14 protein-coding genes and 1 pseudogene are annotated in these 17,532 nt (G+C 37.4%); 12 read left to right on the top strand and 3 right to left on the bottom strand.

Going from position 1 to position 17,532, the window contains the following annotated elements; translation table 11 throughout:
- Window positions 1–16: 16 nt before the first annotated feature.
- Complete coding sequence (locus tag B0B05_RS02530; RefSeq protein ID WP_076781933.1) at window positions 17–2,119, bottom strand: TonB-dependent receptor domain-containing protein; 2,103 nt, start codon at window positions 2,117–2,119, stop codon at window positions 17–19.
- 176 nt (window positions 2,120–2,295) lie between these two features.
- Between B0B05_RS02530 and B0B05_RS02535 the strand changes: the two genes are divergently transcribed.
- The 5 genes from B0B05_RS02535 (at window position 2,296) to B0B05_RS02555 (ending at window position 5,543) form a co-directional block, all read left to right on the top strand.
- Entirely contained in the window at window positions 2,296–2,643 is a 348-nt protein-coding gene (locus tag B0B05_RS02535) for a hypothetical protein (protein WP_076781934.1), read from the top strand.
- Window positions 2,640–3,659, top strand: coding sequence for a sensor histidine kinase (locus B0B05_RS02540; RefSeq protein ID WP_076781935.1), 1,020 nt, complete (start codon window positions 2,640–2,642; stop codon window positions 3,657–3,659). The genes B0B05_RS02535 and B0B05_RS02540 overlap by 4 nt, the downstream gene beginning before the upstream one ends.
- A 164-nt stretch (window positions 3,660–3,823) precedes the next feature.
- A complete protein-coding gene (locus tag B0B05_RS02545; protein WP_076781936.1) occupies window positions 3,824–4,507 on the top strand; it encodes a LytR/AlgR family response regulator transcription factor in 684 nt (227 codons plus the stop codon).
- Window positions 4,508–4,589: 82 nt separating this feature from the next.
- Entirely contained in the window at window positions 4,590–5,141 is a 552-nt protein-coding gene (locus B0B05_RS02550) for an RNA polymerase sigma factor (protein WP_245799176.1), read from the top strand.
- Window positions 5,142–5,144: 3 nt separating this feature from the next.
- Window positions 5,145–5,543, top strand: coding sequence for a hypothetical protein (locus B0B05_RS02555; RefSeq protein WP_076781938.1), 399 nt, complete (start codon window positions 5,145–5,147; stop codon window positions 5,541–5,543).
- A 100-nt stretch (window positions 5,544–5,643) separates the two neighbouring features.
- On the opposite strand, the gene B0B05_RS02560 is transcribed toward B0B05_RS02555, so the two are convergent.
- Window positions 5,644–7,914, bottom strand: coding sequence for an aconitate hydratase (locus B0B05_RS02560; RefSeq protein WP_076781939.1), 2,271 nt, complete (start codon window positions 7,912–7,914; stop codon window positions 5,644–5,646).
- A 251-nt stretch (window positions 7,915–8,165) separates the two neighbouring features.
- A complete protein-coding gene (locus tag B0B05_RS02565) occupies window positions 8,166–10,949 on the bottom strand; it encodes a bifunctional aconitate hydratase 2/2-methylisocitrate dehydratase (protein ID WP_076781940.1) in 2,784 nt (927 codons plus the stop codon).
- Between the two features lie 278 nt (window positions 10,950–11,227).
- Between B0B05_RS02565 and B0B05_RS02570 the strand changes: the two genes are divergently transcribed.
- The 7 genes and pseudogenes from B0B05_RS02570 to B0B05_RS02600 all read left to right on the top strand — a co-directional run bounded on the left by B0B05_RS02570 (window position 11,228) and on the right by B0B05_RS02600 (window position 17,427).
- Window positions 11,228–11,647, top strand: a complete 420-nt coding sequence (locus tag B0B05_RS02570; RefSeq protein WP_159435820.1) for a DUF2752 domain-containing protein — start codon at window positions 11,228–11,230, stop codon at window positions 11,645–11,647.
- A 14-nt stretch (window positions 11,648–11,661) separates the two neighbouring features.
- Window positions 11,662–12,327, top strand: coding sequence for a WG repeat-containing protein (locus B0B05_RS02575; RefSeq protein WP_076781941.1), 666 nt, complete (start codon window positions 11,662–11,664; stop codon window positions 12,325–12,327).
- A gap of 236 nt (window positions 12,328–12,563) precedes the next feature.
- The gene (locus tag B0B05_RS02580; protein ID WP_076781942.1) at window positions 12,564–14,687 is read left to right on the top strand and encodes a TonB-dependent receptor; all 2,124 of its coding nucleotides are present in this window, start codon (window positions 12,564–12,566) and stop codon (window positions 14,685–14,687) included.
- Between the two features lie 151 nt (window positions 14,688–14,838).
- Window positions 14,839–15,537, top strand: coding sequence for an HU domain-containing protein (locus B0B05_RS02585; RefSeq protein ID WP_159435822.1), 699 nt, complete (start codon window positions 14,839–14,841; stop codon window positions 15,535–15,537).
- Entirely contained in the window at window positions 15,509–16,030 is a 522-nt protein-coding gene (locus B0B05_RS02590; protein WP_076781944.1) for an acyl-CoA thioesterase, read from the top strand. The genes B0B05_RS02585 and B0B05_RS02590 overlap by 29 nt, the downstream gene beginning before the upstream one ends.
- A 17-nt stretch (window positions 16,031–16,047) precedes the next feature.
- A pseudogene (locus tag B0B05_RS02595) lies at window positions 16,048–16,452 on the top strand (GxxExxY protein).
- A gap of 45 nt (window positions 16,453–16,497) precedes the next feature.
- Window positions 16,498–17,427, top strand: coding sequence for a 2-hydroxyacid dehydrogenase (locus B0B05_RS02600; protein ID WP_076781945.1), 930 nt, complete (start codon window positions 16,498–16,500; stop codon window positions 17,425–17,427).
- The last annotated feature ends 105 nt before the right edge of the window (window positions 17,428–17,532 follow it).

The raw sequence follows: 17,532 nt of genomic DNA on the forward strand, positions 1-17,532 counted from the left end.
CATTTGTTACATCAAATTATTGCGCTCTATCTTTTTCTTCGAAATTAATCTGCTTTTTGTTGATTTGTTTTTTCTTGTTTCCGAAAGTATAATTCGCGCTCAAACGGAAGCTTCTCCCATCCCAATAATTATTAAAATGCTGGCTGTTATCATTGAAATACATATCTCCACGGAATCTCTGCGCAAAAATATTCGTCACTGTTGCGTTGATTTGAAGTTGCTTTTCCATTAGAGAAACCTTGATTCCAGAATTCAGTTCAGAGAAATTATGATAATAAGAGTTGACGTTTTTGTAGGGCAACATTTGGTCGTAATTCAGGAACAGAGCAACGGTTTTTGTTTTATTTAAAATAAATGTGTTGTTGATGGAATAGCTGAATGAAGTTCCTTCACTCGTTTCTGCATTGATGTTGAAAACTTCAGAATTTTGATAAGATGCATTTATTGTAATATTGGATTCCCAGAATTTGAAAAAAGTGTCTGTGTAAGAAACATTGGCGCCGTAAAAATTATTGTCATAATAATTCTGATAATCACCGGTTTGAGAAATTCCGTCCAAATAAGCAACTTGTCCAAAAGCATTGTTTAGTTTTAAATAATAGATGCTTGTAGAAAGCTTGTTATTATAAGTGTAACCCAATTCATAGTTATTAATGTAAGAAGGCTTCAACAAAGGATTTCCTGACGAGTAAGAATACGGGTTTTCATACCAGCGGAACGGATTCAGGTTGCTCATACTTGGCCGGTTGATTCTTCTGGAATAAGACAAACTGAATACGTTTTTATCTTCTTTATAAGAAATAAAAGCCGAAGGAAACCATTGCCCATAAGAGAAATTATTCATAGAGCTTTTTACAACCGTATTTTCGTACCGTATTCCTGCTTTCGTCTCCCAATGTTCCCCGAAGTTTTTCGCAAAACTTGCATAAGCAGCATAATTCTCCTCACGATAATTGAACGTGCTGCTTTTCTCATCATCAATGATGAATTGATTATTTTCAAAATCAAGATATTTCAAATCTGCAGAATTTCTGAACTGATTGAATTTTACACCAGTTTCAATCGTTCCAAATGAATAAGGAAGTTCCAAATCGCCTTGAACAGAAAAAATCTGAGGTGTGATTTTCGATAGAGTTTTCACATTCTGAATTGAGTTTTCCGAAAGTGTCAAAGTTGAAAAATTAACTTCTGTATCATTTTTGTTTTTATAAAAATTCCCTGTAATGCTCAATTTCTTCCCAAGCGAATCCAGCTTCAAATCATAATAAGTACTGAAAGTATGCGTCGGGGATTTTTCTCTGTGGAAGGTATTGGTCAAAAGATTTTTTTCTGTCAAATCGGAACTGATATTTCTGGTGGTGTTGAGAATATCCATTCCTGATTTTTCGTGTCCGAAAATATATTCCATTCCAATTTCTGAATTTTTATTGATTTTGTAAGAAGCGTTCAAACTTGGCGTCAAATCCTGCCACATATCTTTTCGCGTAGATTCGCTGTAATTTTTGGATTCACCGAGGATTGTGTATCTTTCGTTAGAGCGTTTTGCGCCATCGATGTAATTTGTTTTTAAGCTTAAACTTAATTTTTCGGTTTGGTAATTCAAAGTTCCGTTTGTCGTTCCGTTGAAGTAAGTTCGTTGTGTCAAACCAGTGCTGATATTTCCACTGAAACCGAGGTTCGGATTTTTCTTTAAGATAATATTAATGAGCCCGCTGTTTCCCTGCGCTTCGTATTTTGCAGGCGGCGTTGTAATCACTTCAATTTTCGAGATATTTTCTGAACGGATAGATTTCAAATAATTCAAAAGCGCAGTTCCTGAGAGGTTCAGCATTTTTCCGTTAATCATCACATTCACGCTGCTTTTCCCTGTGATAGAGATTGTTCCGAGATTCTCATCCACTTTCAGCATTGGAACACTCGCCAAAGTTTCACCGGCATCCATTCCTTGAGAAGCGATTGATGCATCTACATTGAAAACCAATCTGTCAGCTTTTCTTTCCAAAAGTTTTTTCTTCACAAGGATATTAACTTGTTCGACTTCTTTAAGACTGTCTGTTTTAGTTTGAGCAAAAATTCCTGTTGAAAGTAAGCCGGTGATAAATAGATATTTTAGTTTCATAAGTTTATTTTAATCGTTGTAAAATCTTGATGCAAATGTATTTTCAAGACTTTCCTTATGAAATAGCGTTTAGATTTGATGAGGTTTTAATTCGACCAAACTATTTTCATCGATGAAAAAAGGGTGTTCATAGAATTGGGTAATCCAGATGTTCTTCTCATCCTTATTTTTGAAATATGAAAAAAGTAACTCTCATTTTGATTTTGGCTTCAATGATGTCTTGTGTAGGAACACATCGGGTAGATGTTTGGAAAACAATGACAATCGCTTCTGGAGATAGTATTGTTGTAGATAAACTAAAAGCACCCGCAACTTTAGAAATTAAAAATCTTTCAAATGAAAATGTCAGCTTGATTTCAGAATTGAATATGCCAAAAACCATCATCGCCAATTCTCAACTCAATTATAGATTACCGAAAAAGAGCCGATTGATACTGGAAAATCAAAATCCTGACTCGGTTTCTATACATTTGCATTATTCTTCTAATAAACCAATTATTATTAATCATAAAGAATTACGATGAAAAAAAAGCAAATCATATGGCTTCAAATTATCTATTGGAGTCTCAACTTTTTTGGAACTGTCATCACGCCTGTTTTCTTTTTTCCTAAAGAAAGTGATTTGCAGAGTACAGTTTTGAGAATTACCTTCTTTCTTGCTGGGATTTTTACTTTCTATATTTGTTATTTAGCTATTATTCCGAAAGTTTTTAGACCAGAGAAAATTTATACAGTTATTCTTTCATTTTTCTTGTCGATTCTTTGTTTTGCGACTTTGCGATATTTGATGGAAGAAGTTCTTCTGCCTGCCACTTTTGGATTTAGAAACTATAATGAAGAAACAGGATTGCTTTATTACTTTTTTGATAATATTTACTACGGCTGTATCAACGTTTTTATTGCTGGAATAATGTGGTTGCTGGAAAAATTTGGCGTGATTGAAACTGAAAAACAAAAACTGGAACAGGAAAGAAACGAAGCGAAAATTCAGGCTTTGAAGACGCAAATCAACCCACATTTTATTTTTAATACTTTAAATAATATCTATTCCTTGGTTTATCAGAACTCAGAAAAAGCATTGCCTGCGATTGAGGAATTAAGCCAGTTATTAAGATACAGTACGAAAGATTTAGAACAGGATTTCATTTCTCTGGAAAAAGAAATCGGCTATCTGGAAAGCCTCATAGAATTGGAAAAACTCAGAATCAAAAATCCTGATTTGCTAATGATTGAAAAGAAAATCAATTTTCCGGATCTCAACATTTCGCCGATGCTTCTGGTTCCGTTTGTAGAAAATACTTTCAAGCACGGCGATTTCAGTGGAAAAGGTTTCATTATGAAAATTTCGGATGAAAATAAAACTTTGAATTTCTATCTTCAAAACTTCAAAAAACAAAGGTCTAAAGACTCACTCTCCGGGATTGGAATCGGAAATGTGAAAAAAAGACTGGAAATCCTTTATCCAGGTAAGCACGAATTGAACATCACTGAAACAGGAACCGATTTTACAGTAGATTTGAAAATCGATTTGAATGTATAAACCACAAAAGACACAAAAGAGTTAGACTTTTGAATATTCATTAAAAGAAACAACCGTTTTTTTCTTTTGCATAACTTTATTTTCAATTATTTCTTTTGTGACTTTGTGGTTGAAAAAAAGAAATTGTAAAGTCTTATTTTCAGAATATAAATAATCATTGAAGGATGAAAAGAATTAAATGCATTGTCGTTGATGATGAACCGCTCGCGGTTTCTTTGCTGGGAAGTTACGTTGAGAAAATTCCGTTTTTTGAGTTGGTTTTTTCTACAGAAAACCCGATTGAAGCTTTAGAATATATCCGGAAGAATGAAGCAGACCTGATTTTTCTGGACATCCAGATGTCGGAACTCACGGGAATCAACTTTATGAAGATCGTTGGTGATAAAATGAAATATATTCTCACGACAGCCTATGCAGAATACGCTTTGGAAGGTTATGAGCATAATGTCATCGATTATCTTCTGAAACCGATTACATTTGATCGTTTCCAAAAAAGTGCTTTGAAAGCCCAGGAAAGATTTCCGAATGAAACCTCTCAGAATTCTTACTTCTTTATAAAGTCGTCCGGACAGCAGCATAAAATCAATTTTGATGAAATCCTTTACGTAGAAAGTATCAAAGATTACGTCAGCATCAAAACAGAAAATCAGGAATATATTGTACTGGATACTTTGAAATCATTAGAGAGACAGCTTTCTGATCGTTTTACAAGGATACATAAGTCGTTTATTGTAAACGTGGATAAAATTATCAGAATTAACCCTAAGACCATTTCCTTATTATCAGAGATAGAAATCCCAATGGGAGAGACCTATAAATCTGATTTTTTTCTAAAACTGAAATCCTAAATTATTTTTTTTTACTGATCCGTTAAGGTAAAAGAATCATCTCTGCCGTCATATTCGTATGGAGTCGCTATCTTTACAGCCAATGGCCGAAAAAAAATCTGTATCGATTACGGAAGTCGTGAAAAATTACGGTTCCCAGCTCTTGCGCTTTATCAGTTCTAAAGTGGCAAAGACAGAGGATGCAGAAGATATTCTTCAGGAAGTCTGGTTCCAGACAAGCAGGTTAACCAATCTGGACGAGCTGGAAAATGTAGGCGCCTGGCTCTACTCGGTTACCCGTAACAAAATAATTGACAGTTATCGGAAAAAGAAAACAGAGTCTCTGGAGGATTTTGTTTATCAGGATGAAGATGGTGAACTGAATGTGAAAGATATCCTGTTGGCCGATGACAGCAACAGCCCAGAGCTGGCAGTTTTTAAAGATATGTTCTGGAAGGAACTGATGAAAGCGCTGGACGAGCTACCGGAAAAACAGAAAAGGGTATATGTACAAAATGAGCTGGAGGATAAAACGCTGCAGGAGATTGCAGATGACGAAGGCGAAAATATCAAGACGATTATCAGTAGGAAATCTTATGCGGTGAAGCATTTGAGAAAAAGGCTTCAGCAATTGTATACTGATCTAAATAATTAAAAAATGAGAAAACATAAAAAGAAATTTTGGCTGATTTTCCCTTTTGTTATTGCGGCAATGGGATTATTTATTTGGTTTTTCCAATGGCTTTGGAATATCCTTTTGCCAGAGATATTAGGTGTAAAAGCCATTAGTTATTGGCAGGCTTTCGGGATTTTGTTATTATCGAAAATTTTATTCGGAGGTTTTAATGGGAAGAAATTCGGGAGAAGAAATCATTTCGAAGGGCGTGATGATTTGCGAGCAGGTTGGAAACAAAAATTCGAATCCAGATTTTGCGGCAGTGAAGAAGAGCGGGAAGAATTCAAAAAACGATGGAAAGAAAAGTTTGAATCCCGATTTTGCGGAGCAGAAGATGAAAAAGAAAAGTTCAAAGAAATGTGGAATCCGAAATCCGAATAGAAGTTTTGGAATCCAGATTTTGAGCTAAAAGACAATAATGCATAAAATAAAAATTCTCACAAACTTTGTGAGAATTTTTTTGCAATTAAAAGTTAAATTTTCAACCTTGTTTTTCCATTTTCTTAATGAGATTAAGAGCAGAACCAGCTTTAAACCATTCGATTTGTCCAGCATTGTAGGTATGGTTAGCTTTAATAATATCTTTAGTTCCATCAGCGTGAACAAATTCCAAAGTCAATTGTTTGTCAGGTGCAAATTGGTCAAGGTCAAGGAAATTAATGATGTCATCTTCCTGGATTTTATCATAGTCTTCCTTGTTGTCAAATGTCAAGGCCAGCATTCCTTGTTTCTTAAGGTTTGTTTCGTGGATACGGGCAAAAGATTTTACCAAAACAGCTCTCACGCCAAGATGTCTTGGTTCCATCGCAGCGTGTTCTCTGGAAGAACCTTCACCATAATTTTCATCACCTACCACAATGGTTGGGATGTGTGCTGCCTTGTATTGTCTTGCAGAATCCGGCACTGGTTTATATTGCCCGTCCAATTGATTTTTAACTTTGTTGGTTTCCATATTAAAAGCATTCACAGCGCCAATTAGCAAATTGTTGGAAATGTTGTCAAGGTGTCCGCGATATTTCAGCCAAGGTCCAGCCATAGAAATATGGTCAGTCGTACATTTTCCGTATACTTTGATGAGTAATCTTGCGCCGGTAATATTGCGTCCATCCCAAGCCGGGAATTCTTCTAATAACTGAAGTCTATCAGATTTTGGCGAAACAATAACTTCTACATTAGAACCATCTTCCGCCGGCGCAATATAACCCGGATCGTCCACATCAAATCCTAATCTTGGTAAATCATCTCCGCTTGGTTCGTCAAGAAGAACTTCGATTCCGTCCTTATTTTTAAGTTTATCTGTTAAAGGGTTGAATCTCAAATCTCCAGCAATTGCCAAAGCTGTAACCAATTCCGGAGAACCTACAAAGGCGTAAGTGTTCGGGTTGCCGTCGGCTCTTTTGGAGAAGTTTCTGTTAAAGGAATGTACAATCGTATTTTTCTCCTGCTTTTCTGCACCTTCACGAGCCCATTGCCCGATACACGGTCCGCAGGCATTGGCAAAAACTTTACCGCCAATTTCTTCAAAAGTTTTAATGAAACCATCTCTTTCTACAGTAAATCGTACTTGCTCGGAACCTGGAGTAATGGTATATTCTGCTTTGACGTCAAGGTTTTTATCTTTAGCTTGTTTAGCAACGGAAGCAGCTCTGGCAATATCTTCGTATGATGAATTGGTACAAGAACCAATTAAGCCAACTTCAATTTTTGTAGGCCATCCGTTTTTCTCTGCAATTTCTTTCATTTTAGAAATCGGAGTGTAAAGGTCTGGTGTGAAAGGTCCGTTCAGTGCTGGTTCTAGTTCACTTAAATTGATTTCAATAAGCTGGTCATAATATTTTTCAGGTTCTGCGTGAACTTCTGGGTCAGCTTTCAAAACGTGAGCAATTGCATCTGCTGCATCAGCCAAATCTTCTCTGTCGGTTGAACGAAGATATTTGCTCATATTTTGGTCGTACTCAAAAATAGAAGTGGTTGCGCCGATTTCTGCGCCCATATTACAAATCGTTCCTTTTCCAGTACAAGACAATGAATTCGCACCTTCTCCGAAATATTCTACAATCGCACCAGTTCCACCTTTTACAGTAAGGATTCCGGCTACTTTTAGAATGATGTCTTTTGGAGCAGCCCAACCATTCAGTCTTCCGGTTAATTTAATACCAATCATTTTGGGGAATTTTAGTTCCCAAGGCATTCCTGCCATCACATCAACGGCATCTGCGCCACCAACACCGATGGCGACCATTCCGAGTCCACCCGCATTTGGCGTGTGAGAATCTGTTCCGATCATCATTCCTCCGGGAAATGCGTAATTTTCTAAAACAACCTGGTGAATGATTCCTGCGCCGGCTTTCCAGAAACCAATTCCGTATTTATTAGAAACCGATTGAAGAAACTGATAAACTTCGTTATTTTTGTTTTCGGCTTCTATCAGGTCTTTTGCAGATCCAACTCTTGCTTGTATCAAGTGGTCTAAATGGACGGTAGACGGTACAGCTACTCTTTTTTTACCGGCCTGCATAAACTGCAAGAGTGCCATTTGAGCTGTTGCATCCTGCATGGCGACACGGTCTGGTGCAAAATCTACATAAGATTCCCCACGTTTGAATGTGTCTTTATGCTGGCTGGGATATAGGTGCGCACAAAGTATTTTTTCTGAATAAGTAAGAGGCCTTCCCATGAATGCTCTTGCTTCGTTTACTCTATTTTCGAAGTCAGAGTAAACTTTCTTAATCATATCTAAGTCAAAAGTCATATCTGTAATTTTATTTTTATTCCTTGTAATTGTTATCAAATACCATTCCTAGCTGGTTTTTCAGTTTTATTAATCCTCATGTTTTTTAGACTATTAAGGTACTAAAATATTGTTTTTTTGATGCTATCTGTTTTGTCAAATTAAACCGGGAGTCATAATATGGAAAGATTCTAAATAAAAAAGGAAGACTTCTGTTGAAATCTCCCTTTTTTTTATTTGAAAAGTCTTAAGTGACTTTAATTTAAAATAAATTAGTGTCCAACTGCAACCAATTCTTTGATGGATGGGACAAAGGTTGTTAAGTCGATTCCTTTTACTGCTTCTTTGTATTCCTCGATGCTTGGGATTCTACCTTTGATGGCGGATAAAACAACCACAGGTGTGGATGCCAGAAGAGATTCTCCTTTTTTACGTTCAGAATCTTCAACCACTCTTCCCTGGAAAAGTCGGGTAGAAGTTGCCAGAACTGTATCTCCCTTTGCCGCTTTTTCCTGATTACCCATACAAAGGTTGCAACCAGGGCGCTCAAGATACATGATGTTTTCGTATTCTGTACGGGCGTGGTTTTTTGGAGCGTTATCATCAAATTCGAAACCGGAATATTTTTCCAGTAATTCCCAATCGCCTTCCGCTTTCAGTTCATCAATGATATTATAAGTAGGAGCCGCAACAACTAATGGTGCCTGGAATTCTACTTTGCCATTTTGTTTTTCCAGGTTTCTCAACATTTGGGAAACAATCTTAAGGTCGCCTTTGTGAACCATACAAGATCCTACAAAACCCAAATCTACTTTTTTCTCACCACCGTAATAAGTAAGGTCTCTGATGGTGTCGTGGGTATATCTTTTAGAAATATCTTCATTATTAACGTCCGGATCCGCAATCATTGGTTCAACAATTTCATCTAGGTTTACAACCACTTCTGCATAATATTTTGCGTTATCATCAGGCGTCAAAGCTGGTTTTTCACCTGTTTTGATTTCTTCGATTCTCTTATTAGCCTTATTGATCAATCCCTGAAGAACCTCGTTGTGGTTATCCATCCCTTTGTCAATCATGATTTGGATTCTACCTTTTGCGATTTCTAGAGACTCGATCAGGGTGTCATCTTCAGAAATACAAATGGATGCTTTAGCTTTCATCTCAGCAGTCCAGTCGGTAAATGTAAAGGCCTGATCTGCCGGAAGTGTTCCGATGTGAACCTCGATAATCCTACCCTGGAAAACGTTTTCACCATCAAATTGTTTCAACATCTGTGCTTGTGTAGCATGAACCACATCACGGAAATCCATGTATTCTTTCATCTCACCTTTGAAGGTTACTTTTACAGATTCCGGGATTGGCATAGACGCTTCACCTGTTGCCAAAGCCAATGCTACAGTTCCAGAGTCGGCACCGAAAGCAACACCTTTAGACATCCTTGTGTGGGAATCTCCTCCAATAATAATGGCCCACTCGTCCACGGTAATGTCATTCAGAACTTTGTGGATAACATCGGTCATGGCGTGGTATTCTCCTTTTGGATCTCTTGCGGTAATCACGCCGAAGTCATTCATAAACTTCATCAGTTTAGGAATGTTAGCCTGTGCTTTTTTATCCCAAACCGAAGCGGTGTGGCAGCCGGATTGGTAAGCGCCGTCAACAATTGGAGAAATTACTGTTGCAGCCATAGATTCCAGTTCCTGAGCTGTCATCAGCCCTGTGGTATCCTGAGAACCAACGATGTTAACTTCTACCCGAACGTCTGAACCAGCATGTAACAGTTTACCTTCGGGAACGCCTACTGCATTTTTGTTGAAGATTTTTTCAACGGCAGTAAGACCCTGTCCTTCAATCGAAATTTCTTTTGAAGGCGCAAAAACAGCAGGCGCAGTAATGCCTAAGGTTTTAGCTGCAAAAGTTTGTATTTTTTTACCAAAAACGATGGCGTAAGAACCACCTGCTTTGATGAATTCTAATTTTTGAGGTGTGAAGGATTTTGTAATATCTTTCAGTACTCTGTCACCGTTGTATAATTTTTTTTCTTTGGTATTAATCGTCAAAACAGTTCCTGTCGCAACAGAATAAGCTTCTTCCAAAACAGGTTCTCCTTTTTCGTTTCTTACCAGTTCGCCATTCTCATCGTGTTTTTTCACCCAGTTTTGAAGGTCGATTCCGATACCTCCGGTTACATCAACTGTTGTTAAGAAAATCGGAGAAATACCGTTGGTTCCGGCCACAATTGGCGCAATATTCACAAACGGAATGTAAGGGCTAGCCCGTTTACCAGTCCACAATGCCACATTGTTCACACCCGACATACGGGAAGAGCCAACGCCCATTGTTCCTTTTTCTGCGATTAACATCACGCTTGCATCAGGATGTTGGGCTTGTAAAGCTTTTATCTCTTCCTGTTGCTCAGGTGACATCATACATTTGCCGTGTAATTCGCGGTCAGAGCGTGAGTGTGCCTGGTTTCCCGGCGATAATAAATCGGTAGAGATGTCTCCTTCTGCAGCAATGTAAGTCACAACTTTGATTTCTTCCGGTACTTCCGGAAGCTTTGTGAAAAACTCTGCTTTTGCATAACTTTCCAATATATCTTTGGCTATCTCGTTACCTGCTTCGTAAGCTGCTTTTAATCGGTCAGTATCTGCATCGTACAAGAAAACCTGTGTTTTAAGAACTTTAGCAGCCTCTTTCGCAATAGTCTGATCCTCATTATCAAGAGCCAGGTCCAACAATACTTTGATAGATGGTCCTCCCTTCATGTGTGACAGCAGTTCAAAGGCATACGCAGGCGTAATCTCTTCTACAGTTGCGATCCCCAAAATGATTTCTTTAAGAAACTGAGCCTTTACGCCGGCAGCACTTGTGGTGCCCGGTAAGGTGTTGTAGATAAAAAAGGTAAGGGAATCTTTCCTGTACTCATTATTGACGTCTCTTATCTGAGCAATAATCTCGCTAAGTAATGCGGCACTGTCAATGGGTTTTGGGTGAAGTCCCTGTGTTTCTCTTTCTTCAATTTCTTTAAGGTAATCCTGATACAAGTTCATATAGATGTCTTTATAAATTTTAATTGCAAAACATATCTGATTTTTGGCGAAAGATTTCGGCGTCTGTCAGAATTATGTTTATGCATAAGGTTTTTATATCATAGAAAATACTGAAGATATTACCATGATTTTATTTTAGTTAAATTCGCCCAAATTTACGAAATTCTAAAGTTTTTAAGAATAGAATAATTTAGATTTAAAATAAATTAGATTTGTTTTTTCTATATTTTGTTTTTGTATCATAATAATTTATAATTTCTGAATCCAATCAAGTGAGAGTGCATCTTAATAATCTGTTTAATAAAAAAAATGTAGGATATATAATAGTTGTCGCTTTGGTGGTGGTAATTATAGCGGTGTATTATTTTTTGAATCCTTCTGACAGTCCTTTATTTTTATCATGCCCTTTAAAATCTGTTACGGGTTATGACTGTCCGGGTTGCGGTTCCCAGCGGGCTTTGCATGCCTTGTTGCATGGGCGTTTTGCAGAGGCATTTGGTTTTAATCCTTTATTTGTGATTTCTATCCCTTTGGTTTTATTGATTTTGCTCATTTCGTGGATTAACCAATACAGATCTGCGGAACAACAAATTTTGTTTTACCGTTCAAAAGCATTCTTAATCATTGTATTAATAATAGTTTTACTATTTTCGCTCTTTCGGAATACTGATTGCTACCATGGTATTTTTGAAAATTAGAAACACACACTAAGATGAAAAACCTATTACGCATACTGTTTGTATCTGGCTTTGTGCTGGCTTATTCTCAACAAAACAATAGTATCCCAAAATTGATCCCTCAGGCTATCAATGGAAAAAAAGGCTATGTCAATCAAAAAGGCCAGGAAGTGATAAAGCCGGAGTATAATATTGCCATGTTTTTTTCCGAAGACTGTAATCTGCTTAACTCGCCCAAGAAGACTGTCAGAGTTTTTGGCTCTGCTAATTATGCCACTGTGGAGAAAGATAAAATCAGTTACCGGATCAATAAAAAAGGCGCCCGTGTTTATCAGTACAAAAAATCCGATCTTGGGAAATGCGAAATGTCTTATGAGCCACCTATATATAAACCTTTTGCCCTGAGTGGTGCTTATGGGCTGGTAAGCAAAGATGACATAGATCTGGGCGGTTACAAAGATTTTGACATCTATCCTCAATACGACATGCTCTATGTGCTAAGTGGTGACAGGGAAAATCCGATGATTGTTGCCGTAAAAAATAATAAATTCGGTGTTGTAGATAAGGCAAACAAGGTTATCATTCCTTTTGTATATAATGATATCAAGGTTAACCTGTCCTGGAAGACAGCTCATCTGTTTGAAGTTTCGCAGGATGGTAAAAATTATTATTTCGTTGATGAAAATAATAAAGCGTATTAATTAAAAATAATGTAATTTCGCAGCCAGTAATTGAAGGGGTGCTGTCACAAGCTGAGATTATACCCAATGAACCTGGAACAGGTAATGCTGTTTAGGGAATTTTTGAAATGTAACAATAGAACAATGTAGCGGTGTAACAATCAATAATTGATACATTGGTAAATTTTAAAATTGGTACATTGTATTTAATCGCCCCTTTTATTCCTATAAATTTTAACAATCAAAAATTTAAAAGAATGAAAGGATTTGTTTTTTTAGGGGTTTTCATTGCTCCGTTTTATCTTTCACAAACTGTTCAGGACACGGCAAATGTCACATCAATCCCAGCGGTTGAGTTTACCAAAAGAACACCGGTTGCCAAAACAATTATCAATGTGCAGAAGGATCTGGCAGACAAAAACCTGGGCCAGGATTTGCCAATTTTGCTGAAAAATCAGATGTCGGTCGTCTCTACTTCTGATGCAGGGAATGGTATAGGTTACACAGGATTCCGGATTAGGGGAACGGCCGGTACGGCGATTAATGTCATGATGAATGGTGTGCCTTACAACGATTCCGAATCGCAGGGAACCTTTTTTGTAGATGTTCCGGATCTTACCAGTTCGGCATCGCAGATCGTCATTCAGCGGGGTGTGGGTACTTCTTCCAACGGAGTTTCGGCTTTTGGTGCTAGCGTTAATGTGATTTCCAAAGATCCGTCTGGTGTTTTTTCTGTGAAGACCGATGATTCTTATGGCTCATTCAACACGCAAAAGTATTCAGCAGAAATCAATTCGGGGAAATTCTGGAAAGACAGGCTCTCTGTGATGGGGCGGTATACTTATATCAAGTCAGATGGCTATATAGACCGCGCTTCATCGGAGCTTAATTCTTATAATTTTTCAGCCTTGTTTCAGGAGAAAAATACTGAGTTGAGGTTTTTGGCTTTTGGTGGTAAAGAAAAAACCTACCAGGCATGGAATGGTGTTGACAAAGAAACTTGGGAAACCAATCCAAGGTTCAATTATTCCGGAATGTATACAGATTTGGTAACCGGTAAAATAAAATTTTACGATAATGAGACCGATAATTACCGGCAAAACCACTATCAGTTTTTATGGAACCAAAAGTTCTCTGACAGCTGGAAATTGGAAACCACGGCGCATTATACCAAAGGAAAAGGATGGTATGAGAATTATAAGAGGGTAAATGAAACAAAAGAAACAGCTACTCATTACTCAGATTATAATTTACCTATCCCTGTGGTCAATGGTTCTCCGGTTGAAATTACAGACTTCATCCGTAAAAAATGGCTGGATAATGATTTCTATGGTGTGATATCTACGCTCTATGGGAATCTTGGTGATTTGGATCTCAATTTTGGTGCTGTTGCCAACCAATATTATGGGCGGCATTATGGTAATGTTACAGGTGTTTATTTCCCGGAGATCAATGAGTACGAGTATTATAGAAACCGGTCTGTAAAGAATGAAGTGTCCGGTTTTGCGAAAGCCATTTACAAATTAGGTGCGTTTGAACTTTTTGGGGACTTGCAGCTGAGAAATATTGGATACAATACCAAAATCATTACAGCAGGTGATGGCGAAGGTGCAGATCTATACAGAAAATGGACTTTTTTCAACCCGAAAGTTGGTGTCAATTTCAATATTGAAAACGGAAAAGTATTCGTTTCGTATGCCAATGCGCATCGCGAACCAAATAGAGATGACATCTTTGCAAATCCTAGCACAAAAGAAGAAACCTTACACGATTTTGAGGCTGGTTGGGAACAGCAATTTGGAAAGGTTGTGTTGACGGCTAATGCGTATTATATGGATTACCAAAATCAGTTGGTTTTGTCAGGTAGAATCAACAATGTTGGTGAATTCATTCGTCAGAATGTAGATAAAAGTTATAGATTAGGAATTGAACTTTCTGCCCAAAGCAGACTTTCTGATAAAATTCAATTAGGAGCTAATTTATCTTTGAGTCAGAATAAGATTAAGGAAATCAACTCGCTTCAAAATGGTGCGGATGTTGTTTTGAAAGATTCTGATATCTCTTTTTCTCCTAACATCATTGCGAACGGAAATGTGATTTACTCGCCATTCAAAAATTTCAATCTTGGTGTTACTGCGCAATATGTGGGAAAACAATATTTGGATAATTTAGAAACTGCAGATAATCAATTAAAAGATTACTTAGTTCCAGATTTTAATATGTCATACAAGTTGCCTTTTCAGAAACAAGAAGTTACTTTGAGGTTCTTGTTAAATAATTTCACAAATACGAAGTATGTCAATAACGGTTTTAGTGGGCCAAATTACTTCTCACAAGCCGGAATTAACTTCCTTTTTGGTGTGTCAATTAAGATAAAATAAGACCTGTAGATTGTGTTTTTTATAATATAAATTCACAGTACTGTTTTAATTTATAAATCATTAGATCGATTTTTATCAAATTAATCAATATTCAGATCAATTTTAAGCTTGCCGTAAAAGGCAGGCTTTTGTATTTTCTATAACCCTAAAAATGTGTAGTTTTGTGGCGATGAATTTTGAATATTTTTTATATCAATATCTTCTAAAGAATAACACTGTAGAAGTGCCGGATTTTGGGGTTTTTCAGTTGACCAGAGAGTCCGCAAAAATTGATGCGGAAAATGCAATCATAACGCCGCCAAGGGAGACTGTGGTTTTCTTTTACAAACCGGCGGTCTATGGCAATCATCTGGCGAAGTATATTGCGGATGAGACTGGGACCAATCTTTTTGTTGTTCAAATGAACCTGAAGGCAGAAGTGGCTCGTTGGCATCAGTTAATGAAGGATAACCAACTTTTGGATCTCAAACATCTGGGACAGTTTCAGCTAGATGACAGGCAGGAGATTATAAAGATTAATGATAGCGGGTCGGATGTGTTTGGCTACGAAGAGATCAGTATACAAAACCTGCAAAGCCCAAAGACCTCAAAAAACAGCACCTCGCAGGAATATAGCATCAGTAAAAATGTAATCTGGACTTTTCTCGCAATTATCGTTGTGGGGGTTGCTGCCATTTCCATTTTTGGAAATCAGGAATTGATTTTCGGAAAATCTTCTCACATTCCTGAGAAAAAAAATATTAAAAAAGTCACACCAAAAAAGGCTGTGGCTGTTCCTAAAAAAGACTCTGTCACAATAGATAGTATAAAATCTACAACACATGCAAAAATCCAAAAAATCAATAGATAGCCTTACGGTAATGACCAATATCGTTCTTCCTAACGAGACCAATTCTTTGCGAAACCTTTTCGGCGGCGAGTTATTGGCCAGGATGGATCGCGCTGCTTCTATCTCTGCCACCAGGCATTGTGAGAGAAGGGTAGTGACGGCTTCCGTCAATCATGTGTCATTTGATCAACCAATTCCCGAAGGTGGCATTGTTGTTTTGGAGGCCAAGGTTTCCCGCGCATTTTCTACATCTATGGAGGTGTATGTAGATACATGGCTGGATGATCCTATCAATCAGAGAAAAACACATACCAATACAGGTATTTACACATTTGTTGCGGTGGATGAGTTTAACAAACCTGTGCCTATCCCGCATCTGGAGCCAGAATCTGAAGAAGAAGTTCAGCGTTTCCATGCAGCATTACGAAGAAAAGAACTGTCCCTCATCCTCTCCGGCAGAATGAAACCAACAGATTCTATAGAACTGAAAAAATTATTCTTAGGCGAGGAATAAAAACACAAATAACACAAATGCTTAGCACAAATTCTCACAACATTTCAGAAAATGAAATATCTAAAATTGTTTATGAATCCGGATTTTTAGTTCATAAATCATTAGGGCCGGGACTTCTGGAAAGTGCATATGAAGAGTGCATGTTCTATGAAATTAAAAAACAAGGGCTATTTGTTGAAAAACAAAAACCAATGCCTCTTTTTTATGATGAAATAAAAATGGATGTTGGATACTGATTAGATTTATTAATTGAAAATAAATTTATTGTGGAAATCAAATCTGTTGAAGCTTTGAATGATGTCCATTTAGCTCAGATTCTTACTTATCTCAAATTGAGTAAATGTAAACTTGGTATGTTGATTAATTTCAATACATCTCACTTTAAAAATGGAGTTAAACGAATTATCAATGGAAAACTCTAGAGTAGTGTGACTTGTGATAATATTAGTGCAATTAGTGTTAAAAAAATGAAAATCCTGCAACTCGATAAAAATCATCCGTTAATTTCTCAGCAGCTTACGGCAAAAGGATTTGTGGTAGAGGAAGACCATACATCCAGCTATGACGAGGTTTTGGAAAAGATCTCTTATTATGACGCGCTTATTATTAGAAGCCGTATTCCGTTGGATAAAAATTTTTTGACTCGTGCTTCCCATCTCAAATTTATTGCGAGGGTAGGTGCCGGGATGGAAAATATTGATGCAGAAACGGCTGCTAATCTCGGAATCAAATTGATTAATTCTCCGGAAGGCAATCGGGATTCTGTAGCGGAACATGTTGTCGGGATGCTGCTGATTCTTATGAACCGTTTGTTCATCGCAGCCAACGAAGTCAAAAACGGCATCTGGAAACGCGAAGAAAACCGTGGCGATGAGTTGCTGGGGAAAACCTTCGGGATTATCGGATATGGTAATATGGGAAAAGCGGTAGCCAAGAGATTATCCGGTTTTGGTGTTGAGGTTATTTTCTATGATATATTACCAGATCTCTCCGATGAATATGCCACGCAGGTTTCTTTGAAAGAACTTCAGGAACGAGCCGACATTTTAAGTCTTCACATTCCTTTGACTCCGGAAACACATTATCTGATTGATGAAGTATTCATCTCCAAAATGGAGAAGGATTTCTATTTCATCAATACCGCAAGAGGTAAAAATTTAAAAACTAAAGCCTTAGTAGAAGCCATTAGATCCGGGAAAGTTTTGGGAGCCTGCCTGGATGTTTTGGAGTACGAAAAATCTTCTTTCGAAAACTTAGAATCAGAAAATCAGGATTTGAAGTTTCTTTTAGATTCTGATAAAGCGATCGTTACACCACATATTGCCGGTTGGACCCATCAGAGCAAGGAGAAGCTGGCACAGGTGATTGTAGATAAAATTTTGGCCAGTTATTATTGATTTTCTTAAAAAAATGTAAAATTAAGAGCGATATTTTAACAGTTCTTAAGAAACCTGCAGGCCCGATAAAAAGTCATTTTATGTTAACTTGCGAATCTTTAGAAG

Source organism: Epilithonimonas bovis DSM 19482 (assembly GCF_900108115.1).
GTDB lineage: Bacteria > Bacteroidota > Bacteroidia > Flavobacteriales > Weeksellaceae > Epilithonimonas > Epilithonimonas bovis.

Bases quoted from the DNA above. Each gene is read 5' to 3' on its own strand.
- B0B05_RS02555 (WP_076781938.1), top strand. From the start codon at position 5,145: ATGAGAAAACATAAAAAGAAATTTTGGCTGATTTTCCCTTTTGTTATT.
- B0B05_RS02575 (WP_076781941.1), top strand. From the start codon at position 11,662: ATGAAAAACCTATTACGCATACTGTTTGTATCTGGCTTTGTGCTGGCT.
- B0B05_RS02590 (WP_076781944.1), top strand. From the start codon at position 15,509: ATGCAAAAATCCAAAAAATCAATAGATAGCCTTACGGTAATGACCAAT.
- B0B05_RS02540 (WP_076781935.1), top strand. From the start codon at position 2,640: ATGAAAAAAAAGCAAATCATATGGCTTCAAATTATCTATTGGAGTCTC.
- B0B05_RS02560 (WP_076781939.1), bottom strand. From the start codon at position 7,914: ATGACTTTTGACTTAGATATGATTAAGAAAGTTTACTCTGACTTCGAA.
- B0B05_RS02600 (WP_076781945.1), top strand. From the start codon at position 16,498: ATGAAAATCCTGCAACTCGATAAAAATCATCCGTTAATTTCTCAGCAG.
- B0B05_RS02530 (WP_076781933.1), bottom strand. From the start codon at position 2,119: ATGAAACTAAAATATCTATTTATCACCGGCTTACTTTCAACAGGAATT.
- B0B05_RS02545 (WP_076781936.1), top strand. From the start codon at position 3,824: ATGAAAAGAATTAAATGCATTGTCGTTGATGATGAACCGCTCGCGGTT.
- B0B05_RS02550 (WP_245799176.1), top strand. From the start codon at position 4,590: ATGGCCGAAAAAAAATCTGTATCGATTACGGAAGTCGTGAAAAATTAC.
- B0B05_RS02580 (WP_076781942.1), top strand. From the start codon at position 12,564: ATGAAAGGATTTGTTTTTTTAGGGGTTTTCATTGCTCCGTTTTATCTT.
- B0B05_RS02565 (WP_076781940.1), bottom strand. From the start codon at position 10,949: ATGAACTTGTATCAGGATTACCTTAAAGAAATTGAAGAAAGAGAAACA.
- B0B05_RS02585 (WP_159435822.1), top strand. From the start codon at position 14,839: ATGTGTAGTTTTGTGGCGATGAATTTTGAATATTTTTTATATCAATAT.
- B0B05_RS02535 (WP_076781934.1), top strand. From the start codon at position 2,296: ATGAAAAAAGTAACTCTCATTTTGATTTTGGCTTCAATGATGTCTTGT.